The sequence below is a fragment of the Gluconacetobacter asukensis genome, assembly GCF_014174375.1.
Lineage (GTDB): Bacteria > Pseudomonadota > Alphaproteobacteria > Acetobacterales > Acetobacteraceae > Gluconacetobacter > Gluconacetobacter asukensis.
Genome location: NZ_JABEQE010000001.1, coordinates 362,169 through 381,247 on the forward strand (window position 1 = coordinate 362,169; position 19,079 = coordinate 381,247).

Here is a 19,079-nt window from a genome sequence, read left to right on the forward strand (position 1 = left end):
ATGCAATATGTGCAGTTGCGGGCGGTGCAGGCGGTCGCAACCCACGGCGGCTTCTCTGCCGCCGCCTCGGCGCTGGGGCTGACCCAGCCCGCGATCTCCGATCAGGTCCGGCGCCTGGAACAGGATTATGGCTGCGTGCTGTTCCACCGGCGCGGACGAACGGTCGAACCGACCGAATTCGGCCGCCGGCTGCTGGCCATCATCCAGCCGATCTTCGAGGCCGAGCGCCAGGCGGCAGCCCTGCTGTCCCAGGCGGCGGCACTGGAATTCGGCACCCTGTCCATGGTGTCCGACGCGCCGGACCTGGCAGTGTCCCTGATCGCGGCCTTTCGCGCACGTCACCCCAATGTCGGCATCACCCTGGCCATCTCCAACGCCGATACCTGCCTCGAGCGGCTGCATACGGCCTCGGTCGATGTCGCGGTCACGGCGGCGGCGGCGGTCGATGCGCGGCTGCACGCGCAGACCCTGCGCGCGGACACGCTGATCGCGCTGGTCCACAAACAGTCCGACCTCGCCGCTCGCAAGAGCGTATCGTTTTCCATTCTGGCCGAACGCGGCATGATCTTTCGCGAACCCCGCTCCGCCACCCAACGCCTGCTGGCGGGCGAGCTGCAACGCCACGCGATCAGTTGCACCCCCACCCTGACGGTCGACGGGCGCGAGGCGATGGTAGAAGCCGTCGCGGCCGGGCTGGGCGTGGGCGTGATCGCGGCCAGCGAATATGGCGGGCGGCGCGGCGTGCGCGTGCTGCCGATCAGCGATTGCAGCGTGCGCATGGTCATCTCCCTGCTCGCCCCGCGCGAACAGGCCGCCTCGCGCCTGATCGGCGAACTGTTCACCGTCGCGCGGACACTGGAGCGGGCTCGCGCGGCCGCTTCAGCCCCCAAGGGCGCGGGATAGTTCCTCCGGGTCCATGCCACTGCTCTGCGCCGCGGTGGGAAAGGCGCCGGACCGCACATCGCCCACATAGGCCCGCAACGCCTCCTCGATCGCCGAGCCGATATCGGCATACCGCTTGGCATGGCGCGGCGACTTGCCCGGAAACAGGCCCAGCAGATCGTGCCACACCTGCACCTGCCCATCGCACCCCGCCCCGGCGCCGATGCCGATCACCGGAATGCGCAGCCGCTGCGTCACCGCCGCCGCCAGCGGCGCCGGCACCAGTTCCAGCACCAGGGCAAAGGCCCCGGCATCCTGCAACGCCAGTGCGTCCTCCACCAGCCGCCGCGCCGCCTCCGCCTGCCGCGCCTGCACCCGCAGGCCCAGCGTGTGCTGCGCCTGGGGCGTCAGGCCCAGATGGCCCATCACCGGCACGCCCAGCTCGGTCAGCCGCCGCACCGTCGGACCGATGGAGATCCCGCCTTCCAGCTTCAGCGCCTGCACCCCGGCCTCCTGCATCACCCGCCGGGCCGAGGCGATGGCGTCGCCCTCCGTCGCATAGGTCAGGAACGGCAGGTCGGCCACCACCAGCGCCCGGCTGCTGCCGCGCACCACGGCCCGCGCATGGCGGATCATGTCGTCCAGCGTGACCGGCAGGGTGGTATCGGCCCCATGGACCACCATCCCCAGCGAATCCCCGACCAGCAGCATCGGCACTTCCGCCCGCTCGGCCAGCGCGGCAGACGGATGGTCGTAGGCCGTCAGCATGGCGATCCGCTGCCCGGATTCCTTCATGGCCTGAATGTCGAAAACGGTGATGCGCATGATACGATCCATGAAATGGCCTGGTTGATGAACAGATAATCAGGAAACGGAAGAAACCGGCCGCCGCATGGCGCACCGCCGCGCCGCCGGCAGGCCATGCGCAATTTCGGCGGCCAGCACGCCCCACAGGCGCGGCGTCAAGGCCGCATCAGGCAGGATCGTAAAACCGGTCCGCGCATAGAACGGCGCATTCCACGCCACGTCGCGAAACGTCGTCAGGGTCACGGCCACCATGGCCTGCGCCGCGGCATGGGCAGCTGCATGCTCCAGAAACGCCCGGCCCAGCCTCCTGCCCTGATAGTCCGGCGCCACCGACATCTCCCACACATGCAGCACCGCCCGGCCGGCATCGGGTCCGTCGCCATCCTCCGTCGTCGCACGGGCGGTCAGGAAACCGGCAATATCCACCCCATCGGCGGCCACCCAGCAGGTCCCGGCTTCAATGGCTGCCAGATGCGCCTCCGCCGGCATCACGCCGTCATCCGCAATCCAGGCCAGATCGGGGATGGTGCGAAACAGCGCGCCCGACGCCTCTTCCACCGCCGGCAGCAAAGCGGCCTCATCCCGCCGGGCCGGCCGGATCTGCCAGTCACCACCCATCGTCCGTTCTCCCGGTTCCGGCATCGTCCTGTTCATGACGCCGTCCATGGAACGGGCCCGCCACGCGGTCAATCCACCCAGGACCGGCACAGTCTCAAGGTGCCACCATGTGATAGGGCACCACCCCCCGTTCCTCGCTGCCGGCGTCGATCCCGAATCCCGTGGCAGGAATCGCCCGATGCCGGCAATCGGTGCGGATGCAGGCGCGACACCCCGGCCCGATCGGGATCACCATCCGGTCGTCCCGCAGGTCCAGCCCGGCCGAATAGACCAGTTCCGGCGCATGCGACACCGCACAGCCCAGCACGATCGCCACCAGGCGCGGCCGGTCGAAATAAGAAACCGGCGAATGCCCCACCGTCCGCGCAACGCTGATATAGACCGCATCATCGGTGGTGCGCGACATCTGGACATGCAGCTTGCCGGGCGCCGAAAAACATTCGAACACATTCCATTGCGCGCACAACCCGCCGAACCGCGCACGGCTGAAGCGCGTGGCGCTGTAGCTCTTCAGCACATTGCCGGCGATATCGGTCTTGATGAAATAGAACGGAATTCCCTCCGCCCCCGGCCGCTGCATGGTGGACAGCCGGTGGCACACCTGTTCGAAACTGACGCCGAACTGCCGCTGCAACAGGTCCAGATCATGCCGCGTCTGCCGCGCCGCCCGCCGGAAACGCTCGTACGGCAACAGCAGCGCCCCGGCGAAATAATTGCTCATCCCCACCGTGGCCAATGCGCGCGCATCCGCGCTGCCCAGCCCCGACCGGCGCACCGGCCGGGCCAGAACCTGCCCATAATCCAGCCGCCCGATCACCTGCGCCAGCCAGAAGGCCGTACTCTCCGGCGGCACGCCCCCGGTGACCGCCAGCCGTCGCGCCCGCCGGTCGAACCGCCACATCACCCCCTGACTATCCAACGCGGCATCGGTCACGATCCGGATATCATGCCGATCGCGCAGATAGCGCCCCAGCATTTCGGCCGGCCCGCCTTCCTCCAGCCGCGCGGATTCGTACAACCCCTCCGCCGCCCGATCGATCTCGTCGAAATAGTTCCGCTCGGCCTGCACCCAATCGCCCACCGCGTCATACGATCCGGTGCCGGGCTGCGGCGCCGGCGCAGCGGCCCCGGCCTGCCCTCTCTCCTCCCGCAATGCCCGAAAGGCGCGATACAGCGTCACGAACTGATCGCACAGCCACGGCGCGCCCCGCACCGCCTCCTGCACCTGCCGAGGCGAGGGCATGGCGCTGAACAAAGGGTCCCCCAGGATCTCGCGCAACACCTGCATGCGCTGGATATCGCCGCTATCGCTGAACCAGGTCGGCTCGACCCCGAACAGCGTGCAAAGTTTTAACAGAATACCCGGCGTCAACGGCCGCTGATCGTTCTCGATCTGATTGAGATAACTCGCCGAAAGACCAAGCGCCGTCGCCAGCCCCTGCTGCGATTGGCCATTTTTCGCGCGCAGATCACGAATTCTCGACCCCGCGAAGATCTTTTCGCCCGCCGTCGCCATCTTCGCATCCTTCGCAAAACCAGCACCGGACCGTGGCACCATTTTGCCCGGATCGCCATTCCCGAATGCGCGAGAATGGCAATACTCCGCAGCAAGGCCCCCAAAGAGGAACCAAGCCATGCGCCAGTACGACATCACCGTCCACCCCGAGAGCGACCGTCTGCCGCGCGACGCGCAACTGGCCTGGCAGATCGCCGAAATCGCCGCCGATCCGGTCGCCATTCTCCCCGACGTCACCGAGATGATCATCAATCGCGTGATCGACAACGCATCGGTCGCCATCGCCTCGGTCAACCGCCATACGGTGGTCAGCGCCCGCGCCGAAGCCCTGGCCCACGCCCGGCCCGGCGGCGCCACCCTGTTCGGCTGCGGGCCGGAGGTGCGCGTCCACGCCGAATGGGCGGCCTGGGCCAACGGCACGGCGGTGCGGGAACTGGATTTCCACGACACGTTCCTGGCCGCCGAATATTCCCACCCGGGCGACAATATCCCCGCCATCCTCGCCGTGGCCCAGCAATGCGGCCGCTCGGGCGCCGAGCTGGTACGCGGCATCGCCACCGGCTACGAAATCCAGATCGACCTGGTGCGCGCCATCTGCCTGCACAAGCACAAGATCGACCATGTGGCCCATCTCGGCCCCTCGGTCGCGGCCGGCATCGGCACCCTGCTGGGCCTGCCTACCGAGACCATCTACCAGTCGATCCAGCACGCCCTGCACGTCACCACCGCCACACGGCAGAGCCGCAAGGGCGAGATCTCATCGTGGAAGGCCTACGCCCCCGCCCATGCCGGCAAGATGGCGGTCGAGGCCGTGGACCGCGCCATGCTGGGCGAAACCTCCCCCAGCCCGATCTATGAAGGCGAAGACGGCGTGATCGCCTGGATGCTGGACGGCAAGGGCGCCCATTACCGCGTCGCCCTGCCCGAGGCCGGCGAAGCCAAACGCGCGATCCTCGACAGCTACACCAAGGAACATTCGGCGGAATATCAAAGCCAGGCCCTGATCGACCTCGCCTTCCGCCTCGGCGCCGACGTCCGCGCCTCCGGCCGCAACTGGGACGACGTGAAGGACATCCTGATCGAAACCAGCCACCACACCCATTACGTGATCGGCACCGGCTCCAACGACCCGCAGAAATTCGACCCCGACGCCTCGCGCGAGACGCTGGATCACTCGATCATGTATATCGTCGCCGTCGCCCTGCAGGACGGCGCCTGGCACCATGTCCGCTCCTACGCGCCCGCACGCGCGCGCCGCGCCGACACGGTGCGCCTGTGGCGCAAGATCCACACGGTCGAAGACCCGAAATGGACCGCCCGCTATTACGCCGACGACCCGGCGATCAAAGCCTTCGGCGGCCGCATCACCATCACCTTCAATGACGGCACGACGCTGGACGGCGAACTGGCGGTCGCCAACGCCCACCCGCTGGGCGCCACCCCCTGGACCCGCCCCGACTATATCCGGAAATTCCGCGTCCTGACCGAAGGCATCCTCCCCCCCGCCGAAATCGAACGCTTCCTCGACGCGGCACAGTGCCTGCCCTCCCTGCGCGCGAACGAACTGCGCCAGCTCGAAATCGCCCTCCCGCCGGAGGCGCTGAAAGCAACCGACCGAACCGGCATCTTCAATTTCCCCGCATGAAAGACTGACCCCGCCCGCCCCTCAACGAACAGGGGTGAAGGGGACGACTGTCCCCTTCCGGGTGCAGGGCAGAGCCCTGCGAAAAGGCACAATAAGGAGACGTGACATGACCCAAGCGTCCAAGCCCAAGAAATCCGTCGCCCTCTCCGGCATCACTGCCGGCGAAACCGCGCTCAGCTCCGTCGGCCATGCCGGCAACGAGCTGCATTATCGTGGCTATGACATCAAGGACCTGGCGAACTCCTGCGAATTCGAGGAAGTCGCCCACCTGCTGATCCACGGCCACCTGCCCGACGCCGCCGAACTGGCGGAATACAAGGAGCGACTGCGCTCGCTGCGCGGCCTGCCCGTCCGCCTGCGCCGCCTGCTGGAGGATATTCCAGCCGCCGCCCACCCGATGGACGTGATGCGCACCGGCGTCTCCGCCCTGGGCTGCATCCTGCCCGAACGCCGCGACATGAACCCGGTGGGCGCGCGCGAGATCGCGGACCGCCTGCTGGCTTCGATGGGATCGGTGCTGCTGTACTGGTATCATTTCTCGACCAACGGCAAACGCATCGATGTCAAGACCGATGACGACACCATCGGCGGCCATTTCCTGCACATGCTGCACGGCCACGCGCCCCCGCCGGAATGGGTCAGCGCCATGCATGCCTCGCTGATCCTGTACGCGGAACATGAATTCAACGCCTCGACCTTCGCCAGCCGCGTGGTGGCGGGCACGGGGTCGGACATGTATTCCGCCGTCACCGCCGGCATCGGCGCGCTGCGCGGCGCGCGCCACGGCGGCGCCAACGAGGTCGCGCTGGAAATCCAGCAGCGCTACCAGACACCCGACGAGGCCCAGGCCGACATCCTGCGCCGGCTGGAAAACCGCGAGGTCGTCATCGGCTTCGGCCACCCGGTCTACACCATCGCCGATCCGCGCAACGAAGTGATCAAGCAATGGGCGGAACGCCTGTCGGCCCGCAGCGGCGCCATGCGCCTCTACACCGTCGCCGAGCGGATCGAGCGTGTGATGGCCGAGCGGCGGAACATGTTCGCCAACCTCGACTGGTTCAGCGCCGTTTCCTACAACATGATGCGCATCCCCACCGCCATGTTCACGCCGATCTTCGTCATCGCGCGCCTGACCGGCTGGAGCGCCCACGTCATCGAACAGCGCGAGAACGGCAAGATCATCCGCCCGTCGGCCGCCTATATCGGCCCCGACAAGCGGCCCTTCACCCCCCTGCACCAACGCGGCGGACTGGAGAAAGCAGCATGATCACCCTCACAGGCGGCGCCACCAACGGCGAGGCGGCAGGCCGGCGCTTCCGCGCCCTGCTGCAATCCCCCGATATCCTGCAACTGCCCGGCGCCCATAACGGCCAGGCCGCGCTCCAGGCCAAGGACGCAGGCTTCAACGCGCTCTATCTCTCGGGCGCGGCCATGACGGCCAGCATGGGCCTGCCCGATCTCGGCATCATCACCATCGACCAGGTCACGTTCTTCATCCGCCAGATCGTCAACGCCACCGGCCTCCCATTGCTGGTCGACGGCGACACCGGCTACGGCGAAGTGCTGAACGTGATGAACATGGTCCGCACCTTCGAGGATGCCGGCGCCGCCGCCGTGCATCTGGAAGACCAGATCCTGCCCAAGAAATGCGGCCACCTGAACAACAAGAAACTCGCCACCCCGCACGACATGGCCCTGAAGGTCGGCGCCGCCCGCAAGGCCGCGCGCGATCTGGTCATCATCGCCCGCACCGACGCGGCAGCCAGCGAAGGGATCGACGGCGCCGTCGCCCGCGCCAAACTCTATATCGAAGCCGGCGCCGACGCGATCTTCCCCGAAGCCCTGACCACGGCCGACATGTTCCGCGAATTCGCCCGCCGCATGCCCGGCGTCAAGCTGCTCGCCAACATGACCGAATTCGGCCGCACCCCGTTCTTCACCGCGCAGGAATTCGAAGAGATGGGCTACCACATGGTCATCTGGCCCGTCAGCTCACTCCGCGTCGCCAACAAGGCCCAGGAAGACCTCTACACCACCCTCCGCCGCAACGGCAGCACCGAGGCCATGCTGCCCCACATGCAAACCCGGGAATCCCTCTACCGCACATTGCGCTATCACGAATATGAGGCGCTGGATCAGTCGATCGTCGAAACCATCCTCCCCACGATCAGCGAACCGGCCTGAACTGCCAGATCGCAGGGCGCTGCCCTGCACCCGGAAGGGGACAGTCGTCCCCTTCACCCCTGATCGTCAGGGCCGGATGGCTCTGGGAGTAAGGTACAGCCTGCTTTCAGATAGCCCATCACAATTTGAAATCGCGCACGATCACGCACAGCATAAATAATAACTCCGCACATGTATAATTTTTTATTTTTATATATTTCGAACCTTCTCTGAAATATAAAATAATCCATCGACCCATTATGTTACACTTAGCAATCGTGGCACATTCTATTTAATGCCATACTCATTCATGCCTCTCATTCTTCTCGTCCTGAACCGCATCTCCCAGTCTGCCCAGGCATACGCTCTGTGGCACGCAATCGCTCTCCTCCGGCTGATCGGGCCCACATACGCATCGAACATGGGGGGCTTCCTGGCGCGTACGATTGGCATGAAACTCTCCGCTTCCCGCGTGGCCGATCGCAATCTGCGCGATATCATGCCCGAACTCGGCGCTTCGCAACGCAAGAACATTATCGCTGATGTCTGGGACAATCTGGGGCGAAACGTTGCCGAACTTCCACATCTACATGCTTTCATGCGTACGACTGCCGGCCCAGGCTGGGAAATAGAAGGGGAAGAACATCTTGAAGCGTTAAGGAAAAACTATAGCCAGGCGCTTTTCTTCTCCGGCCATTTCGGCAACTGGGAAATGATTCTCCCCATCGCCGGCAGCCTTGGCGTTATCGTGTCGGGCTTTTATCGGGCAAGTTCAAACCCGGTCATCAACAAGACCATACAGGCTCTCAGGCAGCGGGCTCTCAGCGAAGAAAGCATAATGTTTGCCAAAGGCTCCCGAGGCGCGCGGCAGGCGGTCATGCATCTCCAGCAGGGAGGCTCCCTGGGCCTTCTCGTCGATCAGAAAATGAACGACGGACTGTCCATCCCGTTTCTAGGGCGAGACGCGATGACGGCACCGGCCATCGCCCAGATGGCCTTGCGATTCAACCTGCCTGTCATGCCGGTATACGTGATACGCTTGGGCCCCGGCCGCTTTCGATTGGTTTGCGAACCACCTTTGCAGGTTTGCTCTACGGGCCGACATCATACTGACGTTGAGGCCATTTGCGTGGCCATGAACAATACGCTGGCCCGTTGGGTGCGGGAACGGCCGAACTCCTGGCTCTGGCTGCATCGGCGCTGGCCAAAGACCAAGGCAGCACTGCACGCTACTGGCTAGAGCATCTCCACTTTATTCCGGTTCATATCCTGCGGCGGTGAAGAAGTTGGCGCATTCGTCGGGAGTGAAAGCATCCAGGACTGATCCCGCGGCGTCCCATAAGGCTGTGACGGTTCTTGCTGCCTTGGCCCGTAAAAGGGCCTTGAGCTTGGCGAATGCCATTTCGACCGGGTTGAAATCAGGACTATAGGGAGGCGGGAACATCAGCCGCGCACCGGCTTGCTCTATAGCCTTTCGCGCTCTCGGAATCATATGAGCGGGCAGATGGTCCAGCACGACGAGATCGCCCGGGCTCAGCGTTGGCACGAGAACGTGCTCGACATAGGCCTGTAAGGCACGACCGCGCAGGCGCACCACCCGTTCGCCGTTCTCGCGCTCACGCCGAAGCCATCGGATCGCCGTCGAAATCCCGATCCCGAACCGCTTCGCCACCGAACGGGCCGACCCGCCCGCTGCTCCGGCTTCCAGAACGCGCACCCGTAGATCGTCACTCAATGCTCGCGCCATCACCTTCTATGAAAATGGTGAATCACAATCCACGGTCCGCGTCACCCCGCACGATTCATAGTTCAGTGGACGCTCTCTAGCAGCGACATCGGTCTCGTCCCTGAGCGGCACCGTAATCTGGCAGGTCGGCAGGCCGACAACCCCGCCGCGTCGATCAGGCGACGCTGGACGAAATCCTCCCATGTCAGGCCGCGCATCGCATCGATCGACACGATGCGCGGCGCACCGACGCACGAAAGACGTGCGCCGACTGGCCGGCGCACGTTCCTATGCAGGCTCTCAAAAATGGACCTGCGCCTTGAGGTACATATATCGTCCCGCATAGTCATACATGTCGGGCGAGGTGTTGTAGGAGCCGTTGGCATAGAAGTTCGGGTCGCGGCCGCCGATATTCTTCACGCCGGCGGTGATGCTGTAGCGGTCGCCATGATAGGTGACCATCACGTCATGATAGAAGGCCTGGTTCGTCTTCCACCATTCCGACACGCCCGGCCCGTAGGACGAGCTGGGATAGTAATTGAACCCGTCGATGAACCGCAGCATGTAGGTGAAGTCCCAGCGGCCGTGGCTGAACGTCGCCGTGCCGTTGGCAACCCATTTCGGCGGACCGGCGTCGGTGCCCAGATAGCTGATCAACGCCTGGCCATCCTGGCTCTGCTGCTTGTAGGACGTGACATCCTGGATGTCGGCCCCGAAGCGCAGCGAGTTCACGAAATCGATCGGCTGGTAGTAGCTGGCGTTGATGTCGATGCCGTCTTCGATGAAGGCGCCGGTATTCTCGTGCAGGCGAGACACCGGATAGAGCTGTCCATCTATATCGCGGCCATGCAGGATCGAGCAATAGCTGCTGGACAGGTTCGGACTCTCGTAGCACCCGTTCAATTCGGTCGGCAGCGACGGGTAGCCGATTGCCTCGGTGATGTGGGTGTGGAAATAATCGATCGTGGCGGTGAAGCCGGGCAGGAAGCGCGGTGTCACGATCGTGCCGATCGTATAGGTGCGTGAGAGTTCGGGCTGCAGTTCGGCATTGCCGCCAGTCTCGTATTTCAGCGATCCATTGGTCTGCTTGAAGCTCGACGGATTCACGCCCTGCGCGCGGCAGTTGGCGATAATGGTCGACTGCACCCCGGCCGGATAGGTCGAGACATAGGCGCAGGGATCGCGTGTTCCCGTCAGGCTGACGACCTTGGCCCTGTACAGGTCCTGGATGGTCGGGGCACGGAAGCCGGTGGCGATGTTGGCACGGAAGCTGATATCGCTGGTCGGCGCATAGATCAGGCCGGCATGCCAGTTATAAGTCTGACCGAACGTGTCGTAATTCGAGAACCGGCCCGACACCTCGGCGGACAGCGCCTTGGCCATCGGCAGGTCCTTCAGCAGCGGAATGCTGAGTTCGCCGAACACTTCGGTGACGTTATAGCCGCCGCCCGTATTGCCACGGACCAGGTTGGAATTGAGTCCCGCCGCATCTTCCCACGAGGAATGGAAATAGCCGTCGAGGCTGCGATGTTCCACGCCCAGGGCGATACCCAGCGGACCGTAGGGCAGCTTGGCGAGATGCTTGTTCGCGACGGTGAACTGCACGTCGCGCATCTCCTGCCCCGAGGGCTCGACATCGGTGAAGCCGATATAGTTCCGCGCCGCCTGGGACATCGTGCCGCTGAACGGATCCCACGACGCGCATCCCGCGATGCTGGAACACAGGTTGGGATCGTAATACCCCGTCGTTGATCCCGCGCCGCCGGTCTGGTGAAAGCCCAGAGCGTTTTCCATGTTGCGCCAGTTCACGTCTTCGCTCTCGCTGTAGCTCGTGGTGGTCTTGCCGTACGAGAAGAAGAAATCGTAAGTCCAGCCGTGGGTGCTCGGCAGGTCGCCCTTCGCGCCGCCGGTGAACTGGTAGTAGTTGACGCTGTCGTAGTCGTAGCGCCGGCCGAGATCGAACATGCGATCATACAGCGCCACGTCCTCGCCGAAGGGATTCCCCGGCTCGCCGGCCGGCACCACCATCGCGCCCGAATTGCCCGTCAGCGTCGTGACGGGGGTCGCGATATACATCGGCGTGCCGACGCTCTGCGTCTGGGTGTGGCTGTAATTCGCCGTCATATAGAGTTGCAGATGGGGGTTGACGTCGTAATGTCCGGTAACGGCCAGGGTCCCGACCTGCTGTTCGGAAATGATCTGGTTGTCCTGCGAATAATCGTAATTGTCGTTCCAGCTATAGGGGCTGTAGGTACCATCTCCGTTCGAGATCACGGATTGGGCCACGCCGTCACTGGACGCTGCCAGCGGCCGGCCGCCATTGACGGCGGCATAGACGGGCCGGGGTCCGTACTGCGATCCGAAATATTGCGGTTGGCCCGGCGGATTGTTGACCTTGGCTTCCTGCATCGCCCATTTGCGTTGATCCGCGGCCATGGGCGCCTGGTAGTTGTACGAACCTGCGATCGTGAAATTACCGCGATCGTGATCGAAGTTGAATCCGTGCGCCATCGTCAGCGCTGCCGTCTGGTCGTCGCCGTACTCGCTGACGCCGCCGTTCGCGGTAAAGGTCGTGCCGGTGAAATTCTTCTTCAGGATGATATTGACCACGCCAGCAATGGCGTCGGACCCGTAGGTCGTGGACGATCCATCCTTCAGGATTTCGATCCGGTCGATCATCGCCGGCACGATGGCATTCACGTCCGGACAGTCGACCGCCCCATTGCCGTTGACCATGCGGTGCCCGTCCACCAGCACCAGCGTGCGCGCCGTGCCCAGGCTGCGGATGTTCAGGCACGATCCGCCCGCATTGCTGAACGTGCTACCCGAAAAGCCCATCGACGGAATATGGGCGAAGATGTCGCCCGTGGTCATCGACGAGGATTGCTGGATCTGCTCGCTGGTGATGATCGTCACAGGCTGGATCTCGGCCGTTTCCTTGGCGCCCAGATGAGTACCGACGACGCTGATCGTCTCGCCGGTGCTATCCAGCTTCGACGTGACCTTGGTCCTCTTCGCGGACTGGTCGTTGATGGCCTGACCCGTCGTCGTGCCGGGCATCGAGATGATCTGCGCGCGGGCATCAAACGCCCAGCCAAGACTTAGTGCCGATATGCCGAAAAGAAGCCATTTTCTCGAACTGTTTCCAGACATTCTCATGAACTGACCTCTTCCCCACATATTTTTATTACGATTTGGAATTCTTTATCTCGCCGCTTTCCATGTCTATTTCAAAATGATTCACCGTCGATAACCCCCAGTTAAGGGCGGCCTGTTGAGTGCCACTGAGAACTGGGTTCTTCCGCAAAGTGTGTGCTGCTGAGGCTTGTACGGGATCGGTAAATCCTAAGAAATTGTGAAGAGAGAGGTGGCCGGGCGAATTCGGTCGGTCTGCTAGAACACGTCCGCTGAACAATGAATCGTTGGGGTGACGTACGGCGTGGATTGTGATTCCCCGTTTCATTGATGGAGAAGGTGATGGCGCGAGCATTGAGTGACGATCTTCGGGTGCGCGTTCTGGAAGCCGGAGCAGTGGGCGGGTCGGCCCGTTCGGTGGCGAAACGGTTCGGGATCGGGATTTCGACGGCGATCCGATGGCTTCGGCGTGAGCGCGAGAACGGCGAACGGGTGGCGCGCCTGCGCGGTCGTGCCTTACAGGCCTATGTCGAGCACGTTCTCGATGCTGAGCCCGGGCGATATCATCGTGCTGGACCATCTGCCCGCTCATAAGGTTCCGGGGGCACGAAAGGCCATAGAGCAAGCCGGTGCGCGGCTGATGTTCCTGCCCCCCCCTACAGTCCGAATTTCAACCCGATCGAAATGGCATTCGCCGAGTTCGAGGCTCCGTTACGGGCCAAGGCAGCAAGAGCCGTCACAGCGTAGTGGGACGCCGCGGGATCAGTTCTCGATGCCTTCACTCCTGACGAATGCGCCAACTTCTTCACCGCCGCAGGATATGAACCGGAATAAAGTGGACATGCTCCAGGTGCGCAGGTGCCTTTATTGCCACCCCTTGCGAGCCTGCGCCTCCCCCGTCACCCGCTGCCAATACTCATCCGCCCGCTTCTCGAACGTCCCCGCATCACGCGCATCACTCCGATAAAGCGTCCCCTTCGGAATCGGCGAGTAAACCTGCTCCACCCAACCGCGCGGATCATCATGCGGAAAGCGATACCCGACATGCCCCAGCGACGCCGCGCCCTTGTAATGCGTATCGCGCAGATGCAGCGGCACGGCGGCCGGCGGATTGTTCGCCACGAACTGCATCGCCGCCGAAATCCCCCGGCACGCCGAGCCCGATTTCGGCGCCCGCGCCACATGCAGCGCCGCATGCGCCAGCACGATCTGCGCTTCGGGATACCCGATCTTCTCGACTGCCTGCATCGCCGCCACGGCAGTCTGGAGCGCGGCATTATCGGCCAGCCCCACATCCTCCGACGCATGGATCATGATCCGCCGCGCGATATAGCGCGGGTCTTCGCCACCATGAATCAGGCGCGCCAGCCAGTACAGCGTGGCATCGGGGTCGGACCCCCGCATGGATTTCACGAACGCCGAAACCACATCGTAATGCGCATCGCCCGACCGGTCATGATTGACGGGCGCCGCCGCATAGGCCTCATCCACCATCGCATCGGTGATCGTGACCCGCTTCGCATCATGCCCGACCGCGAGGCTTTCCAGCGTCGTCAGCGCCCGCCGCGCATCGCCGCCTGACCGGCCGGCAATCCGGCGAACCTGCGCGCCCGTCAGCGAGACCTCGATCCCTTCCCCCCGCAGATGGTCGACGCCACGCCGCACCACCTGCTCCATCTCCTCGAGCGTCAGCGGCTCCAGCTTCAGGATGGTTGAGCGCGAGACCAGCGCCGGCGTCAGCACATGATAAGGATTGCCGGTCGTGGCCCCGATAAAATCGGCCGTGCCCTCCTCGCAGATGGCCAGCAGGTCATCCGCCTGCGTCGCCGAAAAGCGCTGCACCTCATCGACGAAGATCAGCAGCGGCACCATCCGCGCCTCATCCGCCAGCTTGCGAATGTCCGCAACCCCGCTGCGCGTCGCGTGCAACGGGCGAAAGCTCTTGCCGAGCATGTTCCCCACCGCCCGCGCGATCGAGGTCTTGCCCACCCCCGGCGGCCCATACAGAATCACGCTGCCCAGCGCCCCACCGGCAATCCGCCGCCGCAGGATCGAACCGGGCGCAACCGCCGCCGACTGGCCGATCACGTCATCCAGCGTCGCCGGGCGCAACTGCGCGGCAAGCGGCATCCGCCCCAGTGCCGTCCCACTGTCAAAAAGGTCGCTCATCCCTCACCCCAGACACGGAATTTTCCAGAACGGCGCAGGCCGCGCCTAATCATCGAACCGCCCGGAACGCCCGCGTTTGATGCCCGCCCGGTGCGCCTTGCCGTCCAGCCGGCGCTGGCGGGCCGCACGGCCGGGGCGCGTGGCCACACGAAAAGCGGGACGATGCGCCGCCTCGCGGATCAGCTCGGCCAGCCGTTCAATGGCATCCTCGCGGTTGCGCAGCTGCGTGCGAAAGCGCCGGGCGGTGATGACGATCACCCCATCCCGCGTGGCACGGCTGCCCGCCACCTCCAGCAGCCGGGCGCGCACCCGTTCGGGCAACGAGGGCGAGCGCGCGGCATCGAACCGCAATTGCGCCGCCGTGGCCACCTTGTTGACGTTCTGCCCACCGGGGCCGGACGCAAGGATATAGCTGACCTCCAGCTCGGACTCGGCCAGGGACAGTCCGGGAAGGATCGGGATTGCCATGCGCGCGGCATAGCATGTTTTGCGCCGCCGCGCGTGCTATTCCCCGCCTTGGCGCAGGGCGCCAACCTGCCCCTTCACCCCTTGTCGTGAGAGACAGGATGTTCCGGGTGGCCAGTCATCCGACTGCTTTCAGGCTTGCCGTCCGACTGGTCCGGCAGCTCGAACATATCGATGATTTCGGCTTCATCCTGTCCGGAAGCAAACCACTCCCGCACCAGTGGATGCGCGAGCATCCGCTCCAGATACGTCGCGGCGCCCCCCTGCAAGGAAACACCATAGGTCTGAAATCGAGAGGCCACCGGCGCGAACATGATATCGGCGGCATTGAAGCGCCCGAACAGCCAGGGCCCCTCGGGATGACTCCCCGCCGTCTTCCATATCGCCGCCACGCGCGCAATATCGTCTTCGACAGCCTGCGTCCGCACGGCCCGCCGATTGCGCCCCCTCGCATTGACCGGCATCGCCTCCCGCAGCGCATTCAGGCCCGAATGGACCTCTCCGGCATAGCTGCGTGCCCTCGCCCGCAGGAAGCGGTCGGCCGGCCAGAGGGCAGGACATTGCTCGTAAAGATATTCCACGATCGCAAGCGTGTCCCAGATCGGGAAGCCATCGACGCGCAAAACAGGCACAAGGCCGGTCTCGCCGCCACGTTCAATGACGCACGCCCGGGCACCCGTTACATAAAGCGACTGGATCGTCTCTTCGAAAGGCACGCCAGCCAGACGCAGCAGCATCCACGCCCGCATCGACCATGACGAATAATTCCTGTTCCCCAGGATGATCTCCCACGCCATCAATTCGTCCTCCAGAAGATCAGATCCAGGGCATCGGCAGAAAGCCGGGCAGAGCCTCGACACGCAGGAGCCATGCCCGCACGTTCGGATAGGGCTCCAGCGACACATGGCCTTCCGGAGCGTGGGCGACATAGCCATAGCAGGCAAGATCCGCGATCGTCGGAGGGCGCGCGGCCAGGAACGTTCGTCCGTCGAGATGCGCGTCCATGAACGCCAGCAATCGCTCGGCGCGCACGCACGCATCGGCGGGCTCGCCCGGGCGTTGCCACAGCGCCACCATACGGGCGGCAGCCGGCCCTTGCCTCAGTTCCCCCGCCGCAATCGAAAGCCAGCGCTGAACGCGCGCCGCGCCCACCGGATCGTCCGGCAGCCACAAGGTGCCCGCGCCGTAGGCCTTGGCCAGATAGACCAGAATGGCATTGCTGTCGGCCAGCACCAGATCACCGTCACACAGGATCGGAATCTGTCCGAGCGGGTTCAGACGCAGCAATTCCGGCGTCGGGCCGGAAACGATCTCGAACCTGTAATCGATGCCGAGCATCGACAGAAGCAATTGTACGCGATGCACATGGCCTGAAAGAGGCATGCCGTAGAGAATCATCATCGGTGCGATCTTTCGCTATGGTCGCTCCAGGGTCATTGTTTTGTCCGAACATGGCGATACGCTATCCTGGCACGACAGTCTTTCGGATGATGGAAGAATAGCGTTGGACCGCCTGGATGAACTGGCAGTGTTCGTTGCCGTGCTCGACTCAGGAAGCATGGCGGCGGCGGCGCGACGCCTGCATCGCTCTCCTCCCAGCATCAGCCGTATCCTGGCGGGGCTGGAGCAACGACTGGGCGCACGCCTGATCGATCGCACGACGCGACGCCTGGCCCCGACCGAATTCGGCCGTCACTTCGCCATGCAGGCGCGGGATCTCATCGCGCAATACGAAGCGCTGACCCAGGCAGCCACGCATGAGGCCGATCAACCCGCCGGCATGCTTCGGATCACGGCCCCGGCGACATTCGGGCGCCGCCACGTGGCGCCCATGCTTTCGGATTTCCTGTTACGGTTTGAAAGGGTCCGGGCCACATTGGTGTTGTCGGACCGCAATCTCGATCTGATCGAAGACGGTCTGGATGTCGCCATCCGCATTGGCGCGTTGACCGATTCAACCCTCGTGGCCCGCAAAGTTGGCAGCGTCGGGCGCATTCTGGTCGCCAGCCCCGCCTATCTGGAAAAACGGGGCACGCCGCGATCCGTCCGTGACCTGGCGAACCATGACAGTATCCTCATCGAAAGCCGGCCTGTCGCGCGGGAATGGCGCTTCGCCTCAGGCCCACACGACCGTGGGCAGCGTCAGGTCATACGATTGACACCACGCGTCCTGGCCAATGACGTCGAAGGCGCCATCGCAATGGCACGCGCAGGATTGGGCATCGTGCAGGTTCTGTCATACCAGGTGACGGAGGAACTCTCGGCGGGCCACCTCGTCCGGCTCCTGCCGGAGGCGGAACTTCCCCCCACCACGGTACATCTGATCAGCACCTGCACCTCCCATCGGCCCGCGAAAACGACCGCCTTTCTCGATTTCGCGGCGAACGCGCTGGAACAGCGTCTCCGGGTCATATCCCGCTCATCGAACCCGCCTGCCCCGGCCATGTCGCCACCCGGCAATCACGAGATCGAAACAAGACAATAACGCATAAAAATATGATCATTATATAAATGTGAATGATAAAAGATGCCTCTCGCACCTCACGAATAGAACACTCTATTGCGCGATCCGACGCGACCGCCAGCATGAAACATCCTTCATATTGGTATGCGCAATTTGCATAAATGACATACGCTCCGTTAGGGTGTCCGCCGAATGAACCAGAGGAGGTGAGCAATGCATAACATTACGGCGCTGATAGGCGACGCCGCGATCTTCGTGCTGCTACCCTGGCTGCTGTGGCGCCTGACGCGACGCGCCCTGCCCATCGCGGTACTGCCGATCCTGATCGGCATCCTGCTGGCGGTCTGGCACGTTCCCGTCGGCAAACTGGGTGTCCCGTCGCTCTATGGCGACGATATCGGCTGGGTGGCCGTGCTGATCCTGGCCTTCACCGCCGGGCTCGAGATGTGGCAGCACCCTGGCGAAGACGCCAATGCGGCCCATCGGCTCCCGCCCCAGCCTCTTGGCCGGCTCCTCGGCAGCGCGCTGGTCGCCCTGGGCGGCCCGTTCCTGGTCGGTTCCTTCCTGGCCTATGAATTCTTCCTGCCCCTGCAGGGCTGGCACGCGCCGCATGCCGCGCCATGGATCGCGGCGGCCTCGATCGGGCTCTGCATGGCCGTCAGCGCGCTGCCGGTGCTCATCGGCGTGGTGCGCGAACTGGAGCCCGCCCAGCGCCCGCTGGGCCAACTGGCGCTCAAGCTCGCCGTGGTCGATGACGCCGCCCTCTGGATCGGTCTGGCCGCACTCCAGTTCGCCGCCAGGGGCAGCGCCGCACTCCATGGATGGACCAGCCTGGAGTTCCTGGCGGTCGCACTCCTCGTGGGGCTGGCGGCCACAGGCAACTGGGCCTCCCGGCATTTCAGGCACCCGCCGGCCTGGGTCATCTGGACTGCCGTGCCGATCTATCTCGCCGCCGGTTCCTGGGCCAGCAAGCAGCTGGGGCTCCACGAACTGATCGGCGCCTATTTCGCGGGCGCGATCATGCCGCCCAGCTGGGTGCGCCGCCTCCCCATCGAGTGGGCCGGGACCTTCGCCCTGATCTGGCTGGCGCCGATGTTCTTCGGGCATAGCGGCCTGCGCATCGATGGCGATGCGCTTACCTGGCCGTCTGTCCTCGCCTCGCTGGCACTGGTGGCCGTCTCGATCGTGACCAAGATCGCCGCCATCTATATCTGCCCCCCGGCGGCGGGCCTGACACGCCGGCAGACATTGGGCGTCGGCGCCCTGCTGCAATGCAAGGGGCTGATGGAAATCGTCGCCGCGACCATCCTGCACCAGCAGGGCATGCTCTCCGAATTCGCCTTTGCCGCGCTGGTGGTCCTGGCCGTGATCTCCACCACGCTGACCGGGCCGATGTTCCGCGCCCTGGCCCCGAAACCGGGCGCCAGGAAACCCGCAACGCTGCCGGCGGGAGTGATCACGGCCAATTCCTGATCCCAGCCGCGTCTCT

Annotated in this window: 16 protein-coding genes and 3 pseudogenes; 9 read left to right on the forward strand and 10 right to left on the reverse strand. The window is 64.3% G+C overall.

The window, feature by feature from the left end:
- The gene (locus HLH35_RS01665; RefSeq protein WP_182977460.1) at nt 1-903 is read left to right on the forward strand and encodes a LysR substrate-binding domain-containing protein; all 903 of its coding nucleotides are present in this window, start codon (nt 1-3) and stop codon (nt 901-903) included.
- Here the strand turns inward: HLH35_RS01665 and panB are convergent.
- The 3 genes from panB to HLH35_RS01680 are packed head-to-tail and all read right to left on the reverse strand — an operon-like array spanning nt 880 to nt 3,823.
- Nucleotides 880-1,707: a 3-methyl-2-oxobutanoate hydroxymethyltransferase gene (gene panB, locus HLH35_RS01670; RefSeq protein WP_182977461.1), complete on the reverse strand. Its 828-nt coding sequence runs from the start codon at nt 1,705-1,707 to the stop codon at nt 880-882. The two genes, HLH35_RS01665 and panB, sit on opposite strands and share 24 nt — an antisense overlap.
- 39 nt (nt 1,708-1,746) lie before the next feature.
- A complete protein-coding gene (locus HLH35_RS01675) occupies nt 1,747-2,343 on the reverse strand; it encodes a GNAT family N-acetyltransferase (RefSeq protein WP_246384757.1) in 597 nt (198 codons plus the stop codon).
- 58 nt (nt 2,344-2,401) lie between these two features.
- Nucleotides 2,402-3,823 carry a helix-turn-helix domain-containing protein gene (locus tag HLH35_RS01680; protein WP_182977462.1) on the reverse strand — a complete coding sequence of 474 codons (1,422 nt, stop codon included), beginning with the start codon at nt 3,821-3,823 and terminating at the stop codon, nt 2,402-2,404.
- Nucleotides 3,824-3,941: 118 nt separating this feature from the next.
- Here HLH35_RS01680 and HLH35_RS01685 point away from each other — a divergent pair, with 118 nt between their 5' ends.
- The 4 genes from HLH35_RS01685 (at nt 3,942) to HLH35_RS01700 (ending at nt 8,871) form a co-directional block, all read left to right on the forward strand.
- Nucleotides 3,942-5,468, forward strand: coding sequence for an MmgE/PrpD family protein (locus tag HLH35_RS01685; protein WP_182977463.1), 1,527 nt, complete (start codon nt 3,942-3,944; stop codon nt 5,466-5,468).
- 106 nt (nt 5,469-5,574) lie between these two features.
- Nucleotides 5,575-6,735: a bifunctional 2-methylcitrate synthase/citrate synthase gene (gene prpC, locus HLH35_RS01690; protein WP_182977464.1), complete on the forward strand. Its 1,161-nt coding sequence runs from the start codon at nt 5,575-5,577 to the stop codon at nt 6,733-6,735.
- The gene (gene prpB, locus HLH35_RS01695; protein WP_182977465.1) at nt 6,732-7,652 is read left to right on the forward strand and encodes a methylisocitrate lyase; all 921 of its coding nucleotides are present in this window, start codon (nt 6,732-6,734) and stop codon (nt 7,650-7,652) included. Before prpC ends, prpB begins: the two co-directional genes overlap by 4 nt.
- Before the next feature lie 289 nt (nt 7,653-7,941).
- Complete coding sequence (locus HLH35_RS01700) at nt 7,942-8,871, forward strand: lysophospholipid acyltransferase family protein (protein WP_182977466.1); 930 nt, start codon at nt 7,942-7,944, stop codon at nt 8,869-8,871.
- Between the two features lie 12 nt (nt 8,872-8,883).
- Here the strand turns inward: HLH35_RS01700 and HLH35_RS20435 are convergent.
- From HLH35_RS20435 to HLH35_RS01710, 3 genes and pseudogenes are all read right to left on the reverse strand, one after another.
- Nucleotides 8,884-9,204: pseudogene (locus HLH35_RS20435) on the reverse strand (transposase); the annotation flags it as partial.
- A gap of 33 nt (nt 9,205-9,237) precedes the next feature.
- A pseudogene (locus HLH35_RS20440) lies at nt 9,238-9,378 on the reverse strand (IS630 transposase-related protein); the annotation flags it as partial.
- Between the two features lie 279 nt (nt 9,379-9,657).
- The gene (locus HLH35_RS01710; RefSeq protein WP_182977468.1) at nt 9,658-12,516 is read right to left on the reverse strand and encodes a TonB-dependent receptor domain-containing protein; all 2,859 of its coding nucleotides are present in this window, start codon (nt 12,514-12,516) and stop codon (nt 9,658-9,660) included.
- Nucleotides 12,517-12,834: 318 nt separating this feature from the next.
- On the opposite strand from HLH35_RS01710, the gene HLH35_RS20445 reads away from it, so the two are divergent.
- Entirely contained in the window at nt 12,835-13,086 is a 252-nt protein-coding gene (locus tag HLH35_RS20445) for an IS630 transposase-related protein (RefSeq protein ID WP_456305628.1), read from the forward strand.
- Nucleotides 13,040-13,326, forward strand: a pseudogene (locus tag HLH35_RS20450) (transposase); the annotation flags it as partial. The gene HLH35_RS20445 and the pseudogene HLH35_RS20450, both read left to right, overlap by 47 nt.
- Before the next feature lie 30 nt (nt 13,327-13,356).
- Here HLH35_RS20450 and HLH35_RS01720 read toward each other — a convergent pair.
- The 4 genes from HLH35_RS01720 to HLH35_RS01735 all read right to left on the reverse strand — a co-directional run bounded on the left by HLH35_RS01720 (nt 13,357) and on the right by HLH35_RS01735 (nt 16,527).
- The gene (locus HLH35_RS01720) at nt 13,357-14,661 is read right to left on the reverse strand and encodes a replication-associated recombination protein A (RefSeq protein ID WP_182977469.1); all 1,305 of its coding nucleotides are present in this window, start codon (nt 14,659-14,661) and stop codon (nt 13,357-13,359) included.
- 45 nt (nt 14,662-14,706) lie between these two features.
- On the reverse strand, nt 14,707-15,129 hold the full coding sequence (gene arfB, locus HLH35_RS01725; protein ID WP_182977470.1) for an alternative ribosome rescue aminoacyl-tRNA hydrolase ArfB: 423 nt from the start codon (nt 15,127-15,129) through the stop codon (nt 14,707-14,709).
- A gap of 74 nt (nt 15,130-15,203) precedes the next feature.
- Entirely contained in the window at nt 15,204-15,923 is a 720-nt protein-coding gene (locus HLH35_RS01730) for a glutathione S-transferase (protein ID WP_182977471.1), read from the reverse strand.
- 19 nt (nt 15,924-15,942) lie between these two features.
- Nucleotides 15,943-16,527, reverse strand: coding sequence for a glutathione S-transferase family protein (locus tag HLH35_RS01735; RefSeq protein ID WP_182977472.1), 585 nt, complete (start codon nt 16,525-16,527; stop codon nt 15,943-15,945).
- A 103-nt stretch (nt 16,528-16,630) separates the two neighbouring features.
- Between HLH35_RS01735 and HLH35_RS01740 the strand changes: the two genes are divergently transcribed.
- Together HLH35_RS01740 and HLH35_RS01745 are read left to right on the forward strand one after the other, a co-directional pair.
- A complete protein-coding gene (locus tag HLH35_RS01740; protein WP_182977473.1) occupies nt 16,631-17,611 on the forward strand; it encodes a LysR family transcriptional regulator in 981 nt (326 codons plus the stop codon).
- Between the two features lie 192 nt (nt 17,612-17,803).
- Nucleotides 17,804-19,063, forward strand: a complete 1,260-nt coding sequence (locus tag HLH35_RS01745; RefSeq protein ID WP_182977474.1) for a cation:proton antiporter — start codon at nt 17,804-17,806, stop codon at nt 19,061-19,063.
- Nucleotides 19,064-19,079: the final 16 nt, after the last annotated feature.